We start from the raw sequence: 12,822 nt of genomic DNA on the forward strand, positions 1-12,822 counted from the left end.
ATTGATCGCGCTGGCCGGGGTGTAGTTCGAGCCGACCAGCCAGGGCTGCTTCTCCTGCCAGGCGTTCGCCTGCACCTTGGTCCATTGCTCGCGGGCCTGGGCCGGCACCGCCACCAGCAACGCCGCGAGGATCAGGATTAATCTCTTCATTTTAGTGTTCCTTCGCCGCGGTGGGCGGTCGAGCATTTGAGCGTGCGATCAGGGCCGTCATTGCCCTGCCGTGCCGTAATCGAGGACGAACACCGGCCCGAGGTCGAGCACCTGCTTGGCGGAATCGAGGTGCAGCGCCGCATTGAGCTCCCCGGGCTTATAATCCCGGTCCGCGACGCCCTTCAGCTGGTACATCTTCCAATCCGGGCCGATGTCGAACGCCTGTTCGAAGATCGTGCGGATCACCGGTGTCGCCTCCAGCTGGACGCGGCCGATCCTGCCGGACGCGCCATTCTCGGTTTTCTCCGCGCGCGCCCAGAAGGCGATGACGATCCGATCGCCCTTTTTGACCGGCTTGAGCGTCGGCGAGATCACGCCGATGCGCCAGAAATCCGGATGCCCGGCCAGCGAGATACGCAACGCCTTGCCGAACTGCACCGTCTTGTCGCTGCGGATCGTCGGTGGAAGGTTGAGGCCGTAGGGCGTGAGCGCCGATACGCGTGGATCGTTGACGATCCGGTCGGAAGCGCTTTGCGCCTCCTGCGCCGCCGCTGTGGAAGCGACGGCGAGGAGAGCAAGCGTGGGGACGAGTTGGCGCAACATGAGCCTTCCTCCCCACGCGGTCAGAAGCGGAACCGAACGCCGAGCGAGTAAGCCCGCTCGAGGTAGATCACCTGCCGCGTATAGCTGTCGCCGGTGTTGTACTGGCGATAGCGCTGCAACGGATTGCCCAGCACATTCACCACGTCGAACGCGATCGTGACGTTGGGAACCGGCGTGATCGACGTCGACAGGTCGAGCTGGCCGCGGCCCTTCTCGGTGACTGCGTGCGCGATCGGATCGAGCGGCTCGAGGCTGTAATAGTTCACGAACTTGGATCGATAATTATAGGCGACCCGTGCCGAGAATTGCGGCCGCTCGTACAGCGCGATGATGTTGCCCGCCCATTTCGACACGCCTGGGAAAGCTTGCTGCTCGTTGTTGTACGTCCTCGCGAAGTCCGGGATGAGGTCACCCTTGGCGTCGATATAGGTGCCGTTGGCCTGGATACCTAAGCCCTTCACCCATTCCGGGAGCCCGTCGATGTCAAGGAAGCTGGTGAACGACACCTCGGCGCCTTGCAGCCGAGTCTTGCCCAGGTTCACCGGCCGAGCGATGCGAAGACCAGCCGCGGAACGATCATCCACCGTCGCGAGGAACCCTTCGGCATCGTGCCGGAAGATCGCCGCGGTGAACGAGCCCGTCCGCGAGAAGTAATATTCGAAGCTCGCATCGTAGTTGTCCGCCGTGAGCGGTTTCAGGTTGGGATTGCCGGCCGACCCGCCGCGACGCCGCCGTTCCACGCATTGAGGGGTCGCGTTAGCGGGGTCGAAACAGGGATCGACCGGATCCGTGATGATCACCGGCTGACCCAGCGACGTGTTCGGACGAAGATCGAAGAAATTCGGCCGGGTGCGCGTCTGGGTATAAGCAAGGCGCAGCTGCAGCTTGTCGCTGAAGGCAATCCGCGTGCTGACGTTCGGCAGATAATCGGTGTATTCGCTCTCGGCGCTGACGGCCGGGAAGGTGACCGCGCCGCCGGTAGCCTCGACGCGCGAGAAGCCGTCGATCCGCGTCTTTGTCTTGATCGCGCGCAGGCCGACGAGGCCGTCGATGACGGTGCTGCCCAGGTCGAAACCGTATTTCAGCTGCCCATAAGCGGCATAGGATTTCTCATTGGCACGGAAATTGTCGGACGGGAAAAAGGCCGGCGTACCCGCAGGTGCCCCGAAGAAGGAGCGCAGCTGGACCAGATTATCGCGGATGCTGTCGCGTGTGATCGCGGCATAGAAGACGTTGGGCATCTCTTCGTTGTACGTGAAGCCCGGCAGGCTGGTCTTGACGACTGCCCCGGGAAGCGAGGTCATCGGGACGCCTACCCCTTGACCATTTGCGTACCAGTTGCCGTAGTCGCGCCCGGCCTTGCGATCGCCGTAACGCACGCCGAACTGCAGCCGTTTCAGGGGGCCGACGTCGAGATCGTAGGACAAGTCCGCACGCGCCTGCCAGTCCTTGCCGTTCACCACCGTCAGTTCCTGCCAAAGGCCGCGGCTGAGGAAACTGGCGGGATTGTTGATATCGAAATTGACGAAGGTCTGCGTCGGCCCGCCATCCTTCGAAGCTTCGAACACGACATTGCGTATCGACGGGCCTGTGACTGCGTAATCGACGTTGACGTTGTTCGCAGTGTATTGGCTATCGGTATAGGCCAGGTCGGCCGAGATTTGCAGGCGATCCTTCTTCCAGATCGCGCCACCACCGGCCTGGTAAGTGTCGGTCTTGCCGTTGAACGAGCCCGTCCAGCCATCGGGATTCGCCGCGCCGCTGACCGTCGCGCTCCTGATCTGGTTGGTGCCGGGGATTACCGTCACGTTCGACAGATTGAGGGCGCCAAAGATCGGGATGAACATCCAGCGGTTGTAATCCTTCGAGCGGAAACCCTGGAAAAGGCCGTCGGCATAGATTTCGAGCTCGGGGGTGGGCTTCCACTGGAAGGCGGCGTTGGCCGACGGACGCCAGCGATCGCCATAGCCCTGGAAGATGCCCTGTGCGTCGGGGAAACGCAGCCCGGGCTGCACGCCGGGCGCGTTGCCCGCGTCGGTGGTGGCAATCACCAGCGACTGCTCGCGCGTCGAATCGAGGAAGTTGATCCCGACATAGCTCACGTTGAGCAGCGCGCCCATTTCGCCGATGCCGGTGTCCCAGCGGTCGCTGATCAGGAGGTTGCCATTCGGGGCGATCTTTTCGGACTGCTGCGACAGCACGCCGTTGAGCGAGCCCGAGAGTTCGAAACCGTCAAAGTCGAACGGCTTGCGCCCGCGCACGTTGATCGAGCCGGCGATACCGCCCTCGATCTGGTTCGCGGTGCCGGACTTGTAGACCTCCAGCGCCGCGACCGTGCCGGCGGGAAAATCCTGAATCTGGACGTAGCGGCCCTCGGCGGTGAAGATCTGACGGCCGTTATAGGTGGTGGTGAGGTCGGGCAGGCCGCGAACCGTAACGCCCGCGGACTCGCCGCCGCCGCGCGTGACCGTCACGCCGGCGACACGCTGCAGCGCCGAGGATGCGAAGGTGTCGGGCAGCTTGCCGATATCCTCGGCGACGATCGCGTCGACGATGCCGTCCGAATTCTTCTTGATCGCCTGTGCCGATTCCAGGCTGCGACGCAGGCCGGTGACGGTGATGCCGGCATCCTCTTCAGGTGTCACCTGAACGGACTGATCCGGCGACGCCGGATCGACGCTCTGATCGGAAGCAGCGGCCGGCTTGGGTGCATCCTGCGCCTGGGTTTGCGCCATTGCGGATGACAGCCCAGCCAAAGCCAGCGCCAGAGTCGCCGCAGATCCGCACAAAAGTGCCTTCGCCCTCATAATCCTCTCCCCTTGTTTAAACCGCGTCGTGTCGCGCGGTTACTTGTTTGATAGAGTGGCCCTTCTTGTCGGGCAATACTTATTTATCAGATATATTATACAGACCTTGCCGCCCAAAACAAATGCGGGCTAGGTAGCGCCAACGCGGCAGACGAATCCGCGATGATGCCGCGGGTTGCAGCCTTGTTCGCGCGACCCCGAGCAGAGGAGGGCGAGCATATGCGGACGACGAATATGGGTTGGCGCGAGTGACCCACTCGACGGTCACCTCGAAGCAGCTGCGCTCGCGCGCCTGGTTCGACAATCCGCACAATCCCGACATGACCGCGCTCTATGTGGAGCGGTACCTAAACTTCGGAATCAGCCTCGAAGAGATTCAGTCCGGGCGCCCGATCATCGGCATCGCACAGTCGGGCAGCGACCTCGTGCCATGCAACCGCCATCACCTCGTCCTCGCCGAGCGGGTGCGGGAAGGCATCCGCGACGCTGGTGGCATAGCATTCGAGTTCCCGACCCACCCGATCCAGGAAACCGGCAAGCGCCCGACCGCCGGGCTAGACCGCAACCTTGCCTATCTCGGCCTGGTGGAGGTGCTGTACGGTTACCCGCTCGACGGCGTCGTGCTGACGATCGGGTGCGACAAGACCACGCCCGCCGCGCTGATGGCGGCGGCGACGGTCAACATCCCCGCGATCGCGCTGTCAGTCGGCCCGATGCTGAACGGCTGGTTCAAGGGCGAGCGGACCGGATCGGGCACGATTGTGTGGAAGGCGCGGCAGATGCTGGCCGCCGGCGAGATCGATTATCCCGGTTTCATCAAGCTCGTCGCCAGTTCTGCCCCGTCGACGGGCTTCTGCAACACGATGGGAACGGCCACGACGATGAACTCGCTGACCGAGGCGCTGGGCATGTCGCTGCCGGGATCGGCGGCGATCCCCGCGCCCTATCGCGACCGGCAGGAATGCGCCTGGGAGACCGGGCGGCGGATCGTCGAGATGGTCGCGGCCGACCGCAAGCCCTCGGACATCCTGACGCGCGCCGCTTTTCTCAACGCGATCCGGGTCAATTCGGCGATCGGCGGATCGACCAACGCGCCGATCCACCTGAACGCGATCGCGCGCCACATCGGCGTTGAGCTCTCGCTAGCGGACTGGGAGGAGCACGGCGCCGACGTGCCCTTGCTCGTCAACCTGCAGCCCGCCGGCACCTATCTGGGCGAGGATTATTATCGCGCGGGCGGCGTTCCCGCGGTGATGGGCGAACTGCTCCGTGCCGGCATGCTCGACGGATCGGCGCCGACGGTCAACGGCCGCACCATCGCGGAGAATGTGTCGGACGCGGTGATCGAGGATACCGATGTTATCCGGCCGTTGAGCGACCCGCTGATGCGGGGTGCGGGGCTGTCGGTGCTTACCGGCAATCTGTTCGAGGGTGCGGTGATGAAGCTTTCGGTCATCTCCGACGAGTTTCGCGAGCGCTACCTTTCCGATCCCGATCATCCGGGCGCTTTCGAGGGCAAGGTCGTCGTGTTCGACGGACCCGAGGATTATCATCACCGGATCGACGACCCGTCGCTCGATATCGACGCGTGTACGATCCTGGTGATCCGGGGCGCCGGGCCGGTCGGCTATCCGGGCGGCGCCGAAGTGGTCAATATGCGGCCGCCCGCGGCCTTGATCCGCGCCGGCGTCCATGCGCTGCCGTGCATCGGCGACGGACGTCAGTCGGGAACGAGCGGCAGCCCGTCGATCCTCAACGCCTCGCCCGAGGCGGCGGTCGGCGGCGGGCTCGCATTGCTGCGCACCGGCGACCGGGTACGGATCGATCTCAACAATCGCACCGCGAACATGCTGCTCGATGACGAAGAGATTACCCGCCGCCGGCGGGATCTCGCCGCGATCGAGCATGCGCTGATCCCCGAATCCCAGACACCCTGGCAGGAGATCCAGCGCAACCTGGTCGGCCAGTTCGACACGGGCGCGGTGCTCGAGCCGGCGGTCAAATATCAGCGGATCGCGCAGACGCGCGGCCTGCCGCGCGACAGCCACTGAACACGCTGCCCGGGCTGAAAATATAAAGGAGAGGGATCATGAACCGAGCAACCATCCTGGCGACGGCGCTCGCCGCCACCGTCGTCGCAAGCCCCGCGCTCGCCGCCGATGCAAAGCGATCGACTTTCGGCAAGATGCCCGACGGCCGCCCGGTCGCCGCGGTCACGCTGACCAATGGCCGCGGCGTCTCGGCGACCGTGATCGCGCTCGGCGCCTCGCTCCAAGCGCTGTGGATGCCCGACAAGGCCGGCAAGCGCGAGGATGTCCAGATCGGCTACGACACGCTCGATGGCTATCTCGCCAAGCCCGAATTCTTCGGCGCCACCGTTGGCCGTGTTGCGAACCGCATCGCCAAGGGTCGCTTCACCTTCGATGGCCGCACCTACACCACGCCAGTCAACAACGGCCCGAACTCGCTGCACGGGGGCACCAAGGGTTTCGACAAGGTGCTGTGGGAAGTCACCGACGTGAAGAGCGGACCCGTCGCTTCGGTGACGTTGCGCTATGTCAGCCCGGACGGCGACATGGGCTATCCGGGCACGCTCACCACCTATGCCACTTATTCGCTCGACGAGCAGAACCAGCTCAAGATCGAATATCGCGCGACCACCGACCGCCCGACCGTCGTCAACATCTCCAACCATGCCTATTGGAACCTCGCCGGGGTCGGCAGCCCGCGCGGCGCGATGGGGCATGTCGTGACCATTCCCGCCGACCGGTACACGCCGACAGACGACACTTCGATTCCACTCGGCCGCAACGTGTCCGTCGCGGGAACGGTGTTCGATTTCCGCAAGCCCACCACAATCGGCAATCGCGTCCGCGACGGGCGCGATCCGCAAATCGTCTATGGCCGCGGCTACGACCATAATTGGGTGATCGGCGACGCCGTCACCCCGACCGAGCATCTGATGGCCCGGGTGGTCGAGCCGGTGTCGGGGCGCGGCTATGAATTATGGTCGAACCAGCCCGGCCTGCAATTCTACTCGGGCAATTTCTTCGACGGGACGGTCGTCGGCAAGAAGGGCCATATCTATCGGATGGGCGACGCCATCGTGATGGAGCCGCAGCTCTTCCCCGATGCGCCCAACCAGCCGCGGTTCCCGTCGGTCCGGCTCGACCCGGGCCAGACCTATCGCAACACGATGACCTACAAGCTGTTCACGCAGCGCTGACCGCAACGACATATCGGGGGCCCGCAGCGACGGGGCCCCGCGCATGAGAGGATCGCCACATGGCCCTGCCCAGTTCAACCATCTCCGCCGCGGGCGCGGCACCGGGCGCGGGCCAAGGCTATCGCCCCGCGCTCGTACTGCTTGCCACCCTCTTCTTCATGTGGGGGTTCATCAGCGTCATCAACGGCACGCTGCTGCCGCATCTGCGCAGCGTGTTCGAGCTCAGCTACTTCCAGACCGGGCTGATCGAGTCGGTGTGGTTCATCGGCTACCTGCTTGCCTCGATCCCGGCCGCAAAGCTCATCGAGCAGATCGGCTATCAGCGGGCGCTGACCACCGGGCTGCTGGTCATGACAGTCGGTTCGCTTGGCATGATCCTCGCCGCCTATCTCATCTCCTATGAGGTCACCGTCGCGTCGCTGTTCGTCGTGTCCTGCGGCATCGCGCTGCTGCAGGTCGCCGCGAACCCCTATGTTGCTGTGATCGGCCCGCCGGAAAGCTCGGAGACGCGCCTCACCTTGGTGCAGGCGTTCAACACCACCGGCGACGTGCTGGCGATCGTGTTCGGCAAATATCTCATCCTCGCGCGCACCACTGCGGGCACGACGGCTCACGGCACCCAGCTCACCGAAGCGCAGCGCATGGCCGACGCACAGGCGACCGAGCTGCCCTATCTGATCGTCGCGGTCGTGCTGGCCTTCCTCGCCGTCCTGATCATGCGCGCCAAGCTTCCCGCGCTCGGCGCGGCGACCTCGCGCGCCTCTGCCGAGGCCCGGCGCGGCCTCTCGCTGTTCCACCACCGCAATCTGATCCTGGGCTGCGTCGGCATCGCGCTGTGCGTGCTCGCGGAGATCGGCGTCGGCAGCTACTTCATCAACTTCGTCTCGCAGCCGGACGTCGCCAACCTGACGCAAGAGCATGCGGCATCTTACCTCATACTGTTCTGGGGCGGGATGATGCTCGGACGGTTCGCCGGCGCGGCGCTGATGCGCAAGATCGCCCCGGAGCGGGTGCTGGCGTTGTTCGCACTGATCGCGATCGCGGGCTCGCTGGTCGCGGTGTTCGTAACCGGGCCGGCGGCGATGTACGGCCTGATCACCGTCGGGCTGGGCCTCTCGATCATGTTTCCCGCCATCTTTGCGCTGGCGATCCGCGGGCTCGGCCCGCTGACCGAGGAAGGGTCGGGCCTGCTCATCATGTCGATCGCGGGCGGGGCGCTCGCCTCGATCCAAGGCAAGATCGGTGACGCTTACGGGCTGCACTGGGGCTTCCTGATTACAACGGCCTGCGCACTCTACGTGCTGTTTTATGCCGTGTGGGGCTCCAAGCCGACGCACGCGCTGCCTGACCGGCCGATCGCCTGACCCCTCAATCAACCTTCTACCGGAGATCGAAATGGCACTGCGCCTGTTGCAACATCGAAGCGCCACGGGTGCGCGGAGCGTGATCGCCGCCGACGACAATGGTGCCCGGTTCGTCAGCGGCGTCGGGAGCGTCCGCGAGCTGGCCAATCGCGCGATCGCGGCGGGGCAGGGCCTGGCCGCAGCAGTCGAGGCATGCGGACGCGGCGACGCTGTCGATCCGGCCGCCGAGCTCGCCGCCGGGCGCCTGCTCTCGCCGATCGACCATGACGACCCGGCGCATTTGGTGATGACCGGCACCGGCCTCACCCATCTCGGTTCCGCGGAGGGGCGCGACAAGATGCACCGCGCCGCGGCAGAGGCGGAGAAGCAGACCGATTCGATGCGGATGTTCCTGGAGGGCGTGGCGGGCGGCAAGCCAGCGCCCGGCGAGACCGGCCAGCAACCCGAATGGTTCTACAAGGGCGACGGCTCGGGCCTGGTCGCACCGGGCGCGCCGTTCGCCATGCCCGCCTTCGCCAAGGACGGCGGCGAGGAGCCCGAACTCGCCGGCATCTATCTGATCGGACCCGACGGCACGCCGTTCCGCCTCGGCCTCTGTCTCGGCAACGAGTTCAGCGACCACGTCACCGAGCGGCACAATTATCTGTGGCTCGCCCATTCGAAGCTGCGCCAGGCGTCGCTCGGCCCTGAACTGCTCGTCGGCACTCCGCCCGATCATGTCGAGGGAACCAGCCGGATCGTTCGCGACGGTGCGACCATTTGGGAGAAGCCGTTCCTGAGCGGCGAGGCGAACATGTCGCACAGCCTCGCCAATCTCGAGGCGCATCATTTCAAATACGACTTGTTCCGGCGCCCCGGCGACGTGCATGTCCATTTCTTCGGCACCGCGACGCTGTCCTTCTCCGACGGGGTGAAAACCGAGGTCGGCGACGTGTTCGAAATCGAGGCGGCGCCTTTCACCCTGCCCTTGCGCAACCCGCTCACACGCGCCGAACCCGCCCCGTCCGTCGTCAAGGTGCTGTGATAATGAACCCGATCCACCTTGCCGCCGCGTTGCTCTTGACGAGCGCGATCACCGCACCCGCCGCTGCACAGGAGACGCCGGAAACGCAGGTCACCGTCCATGCCGATACGCCGGGTCCGACCTATGACCGGCGCATCTTCACCCAGTTTGCCGAGCATCTCGGCAACGGCATCTATGGCGGGCTGTGGGTCGGCGAGAAATCGAAGATCCCCAATACCCGCGGCTTTCGAAACGACGTGGTCGCCGCGCTGAAGCGGCTCGGCGTGCCGGTGGTGCGCTGGCCCGGCGGCTGTTTCGCCGATGAATATCACTGGCGCGAGGGCATTGGCCCGCGATCGAAGCGCCCGGTTAAGATCAACACCCATTGGGGCGGCGTCACCGAGCCGAACACCGTCGGCACACACGAATTCTTCGACCTGACCGAGCAGATCGGCGCCGAAGCCTATGTCGCCGGCAATGTCGGCAACGGCAGCCCCCAAGAAATGGCGGAGTGGGTCGAGTACATGACCTCGCCCGCCGGCAGCCTCGCCGACGAGCGCGCGCGCAACGGCCGCAAGCAGCCTTGGGCGGTGCCCTATTTCGGCGTCGGCAACGAGCTGTGGGGCTGCGGCGGCAATATGCGCGCCGAATATGCCGCGGATCTCACGCGCCGCTACGCGACCTTCATCAAGGCGCCCAAGGGCACCCGGATCATGAAGATCGCCGCGGGCGCCAATGTCGATGACTATAAATGGACCGAGACGCTGATCCGGGAGGCGGCCGGCCAGATCGACGGCATGTCGCTCCATTATTACACCGTCCCCGGCGGCTGGCCGCCGCGCGCTTCGGCGACGGAGTTCGACGAGGCGGCCTGGGCGGAAACATTGTCCGAAGCGCTCCGCATGGACGATCTGATCACCCGACACACAGCCATCATGGACAAATATGATCCGGGCAAGCGCATCTGGCTCGCGGTCGACGAATGGGGCACTTGGTATGCCGGCGATCCGGGCACCAATCCCGGCTTCCTGCGCCAGCAGAACACGCTGCGCGACGCGCTGGTCGCGGCGGTCAACCTCAACATCTTCGCCAAGCATGCCGATCGGGTGAAGCTCAGCGCGATCGCGCAGATGGTCAACGTGCTCCAGGCGATGGTGCTGACCGACGGTGCGAAGATGGTGCTGACGCCGACCTATCACGTCTTCGCGATGTACAAGCCGTACATGGACGGCACGGTCCTGCCGATCGACGTCAAGTCGCCCTGGTACAACAAGGACAAGTGGACGATGCCGGCGGTCAGCGCCTCGGCGGTGCGCGGCAAGGACGGAGTGGTGCGTGTCGCGCTCGCCAATCTTGATCCCAATCGCGCCAACACCGTATCGGCGACGCTGGCGGGAATACACCCCACCACGGCGACCGGGCAGGTGCTCACCGCGCCGCAGATGAATGCGCTCAACAGCTTCGATGCGCCCGAGGCAGTGACGCCGCGTGCGTTCGACGGCGCAGCGATCACGGGGGACGTGCTCACCGTCAGGCTGCCGGCCAAGTCGGTCGTGATGCTAGAGCTGCGCTGAGCGATGGCGATCAAGCGCGCTTTTGCCGTCGCCGTCTTCGCCCTCGCGTCGGCCGGCGCTTCGGCGCAGACGGCGCCTGTCGGTTTGGCGAGCGGCACCCTCAATGCGCGGCTGAACGGAGACCTCACCCCGGTCCACGACCCTGTCATCATCCGCGAGGGTGACATTTATCACGTCTTCTCGACGGGGCTCGGGCCGGGCAGTCAGGGCCTCATCGCGTCGCGCACCTCGCGCGACCTGGTGCAATGGGAAAAGGGCACGCCGCCGTTCGAACGATTGCCTGACTGGGCAGTCAAGGCAGTCCCCGGCGCGAAGAACATCTGGGCCCCCGACATCGCTTACGTGAACGGCCGCTACCGGCTTTATTATGCCGTATCGACGTTCGGATCGAACCGCTCGGCGATCGGGCTTGCGACGAGCCCGACGCTGGATCCTACAGCGCCCGGTTATGGCTGGCGCGACGAGGGGCTCGTAGTCCTGTCGACCCCGGTCGACGACTATAACGCGATCGATCCTGCCTTCTTCGCCGACAAGAGCGGGCGGCACTGGCTCTCGCTCGGCAGCTTCTGGACCGGGCTCAAGCTCTTCGAACTCGATCCGCGCACCGGCAAGCCGCTGAAGCCGAGTGCCAAGCCGCGCGCGCTCGCCTCGCGTCCGGTGCCCGCTGGCGCGCCCTCGATCGTCGAGGCACCCTATATCTTCGCGCATGGCGGTTATTATTGGCTGCTCGCGTCCTACGACTATTGCTGCAAGGGTGTGAACAGCACCTATTACACCGTGGTCGCGCGATCGAAGACGGTGGAGGGGCCGTATCGCGGCAAGGACGGCAGCTCGATGCTGGCGGGCGGCGGCACGATCCTGCTGCGCGCCGATCTCCAGGAGAAGCAGCGCTTCCGAGGTCCCGGCCATCCCGGCCATTTCCGCGACGCCGACGGCACCGATTACGTCGTCTACCATGCCTATGATCGCGAAAACAAAGGCGTGCCCACGCTGCGCATCGCGCCCCTGCGCTGGGGTGCGGACGGCTGGCCGGTCGCCGAGGGCCAATAAGGGAGAGAGCCGCCATGGAGGATTTTTCACGCCGCCTGTTCCTGGCGGGTGCCGCCGCGGTGGCGGCCAGTCCCGCCATGGCGCAGCGCCGTAAGCCGGCGACGATCGTCAACCCACTCGTCCGCCAGCGCGCCGACGCCCAGGTCTTCCGGCACATCGACGGCCACTATTACATGACGGGCTCGGTGCCCGAATATGATCGCGTCGTGTTGCGCCGCGCGCGCACGATCGCCGGACTGGCAACCGCACACGAGCAGGAACTGTGGCGCCACCTCGCCACCGGACCAATGTCCGGCTTCATCTGGGCGCCCGAACTGCATCACATAGATGGGCGCTGGATCCTGTATTTCGCCGCCGGCCCCAGTGGCGGCGGCGAGGATGTGTTCCGCATCCGCACCTATGCCCTTGTCTGCGACGGCCAGGATCCGATGGCGGGGCGCTGGTCGGTGTTGGGCCAGCTCGAGACGCCATGGGACAGCTTCAACCTGGATTCGACCAGCTTCGTGCACCGCGGCACGCGCTACCTGTGCTGGGCGCAGCGCGAACCGGGGATCGAGACCAACTCCAACCTCTACCTCGCTCCGCTCGCTACCCCGCTGACGCTGGCCGCGAAACCGGCGCGGCTCTCCGTGCCGACGCTCGACTGGGAGATTCAGGGGTTCAAGGTCAATGAAGCGCCCGCCTTTCTGGAGCGGCACGGCCGCGTGTTCCTGACCTATTCGGCGAGCGCGACCGACGCCCGGTACTGCATGGGGATGCTGACGACCCGCGCCGACGCGGACATTATGGACCCCGTCGTCTGGTCCAAGTCGCCGGTGCCGGTATTCGCCTCGTCGCCCGCCAACAATGTCTGGGGACCAGGCCACAACAGCTTCACCGTCGACGAGCGGGGCCGCGACATGTTGGTCTATCACGCGCGCGACTATCGCGAGATCAAGGGCGACCCGCTGTTCGACCCCAATCGCCACACGCGAGTGCAACCGATCCATTACCGCGCGGATGGAACGCCCGACTTCGGCGTGCCGGTGCGCAACGGCACGCTGCG

General features: G+C 65.3%; 8 protein-coding genes and 1 pseudogene. 7 read left to right on the forward strand and 2 right to left on the reverse strand.

Annotated features, from left to right (window positions below):
• Positions 1-207: 207 nt before the first annotated feature.
• Together IAG41_RS16180 and IAG41_RS16185 are read right to left on the reverse strand one after the other, a co-directional pair.
• Positions 208-753 (reverse strand): hypothetical protein, encoded by a 546-nt coding sequence (locus IAG41_RS16180; protein ID WP_187729708.1) that lies wholly within the window; start codon positions 751-753, stop codon positions 208-210.
• Positions 754-773: 20 nt separating this feature from the next.
• Positions 774-3,560, reverse strand: a complete 2,787-nt coding sequence (locus IAG41_RS16185) for a TonB-dependent receptor (protein ID WP_187729709.1) — start codon at positions 3,558-3,560, stop codon at positions 774-776.
• 320 nt (positions 3,561-3,880) lie between these two features.
• On the opposite strand from IAG41_RS16185, the gene IAG41_RS16190 reads away from it, so the two are divergent.
• The 7 genes and pseudogenes from IAG41_RS16190 to IAG41_RS16220 all read left to right on the forward strand — a co-directional run.
• Positions 3,881-5,611: an IlvD/Edd family dehydratase gene (locus tag IAG41_RS16190; RefSeq protein ID WP_410468096.1), complete on the forward strand. Its 1,731-nt coding sequence runs from the start codon at positions 3,881-3,883 to the stop codon at positions 5,609-5,611.
• A 38-nt stretch (positions 5,612-5,649) separates the two neighbouring features.
• Positions 5,650-6,786: an aldose epimerase family protein gene (locus IAG41_RS16195; RefSeq protein WP_187729711.1), complete on the forward strand. Its 1,137-nt coding sequence runs from the start codon at positions 5,650-5,652 to the stop codon at positions 6,784-6,786.
• A gap of 59 nt (positions 6,787-6,845) precedes the next feature.
• Positions 6,846-8,150 (forward strand): sugar MFS transporter, encoded by a 1,305-nt coding sequence (locus IAG41_RS16200; RefSeq protein ID WP_187729712.1) that lies wholly within the window; start codon positions 6,846-6,848, stop codon positions 8,148-8,150.
• Between the two features lie 31 nt (positions 8,151-8,181).
• Positions 8,182-9,174 carry an AraD1 family protein gene (gene araD1 / locus IAG41_RS16205; protein WP_187729713.1) on the forward strand — a complete coding sequence of 331 codons (993 nt, stop codon included), beginning with the start codon at positions 8,182-8,184 and terminating at the stop codon, positions 9,172-9,174.
• Positions 9,175-9,176: 2 nt separating this feature from the next.
• Entirely contained in the window at positions 9,177-10,727 is a 1,551-nt protein-coding gene (locus IAG41_RS16210) for an alpha-N-arabinofuranosidase (protein WP_187729714.1), read from the forward strand.
• 3 nt (positions 10,728-10,730) lie between these two features.
• Positions 10,731-11,777 (forward strand): arabinan endo-1,5-alpha-L-arabinosidase, encoded by a 1,047-nt coding sequence (locus IAG41_RS16215; protein WP_187729715.1) that lies wholly within the window; start codon positions 10,731-10,733, stop codon positions 11,775-11,777.
• 14 nt (positions 11,778-11,791) lie between these two features.
• Positions 11,792-12,820 (forward strand): annotated as a pseudogene (locus IAG41_RS16220) (family 43 glycosylhydrolase); the annotation flags it as partial.
• Between the last annotated feature and the right edge of the window lie 2 nt (positions 12,821-12,822).

Source organism: Sphingomonas sp. JC676, from assembly GCF_014489075.1.
Classification (GTDB): domain Bacteria; phylum Pseudomonadota; class Alphaproteobacteria; order Sphingomonadales; family Sphingomonadaceae; genus Sphingomonas.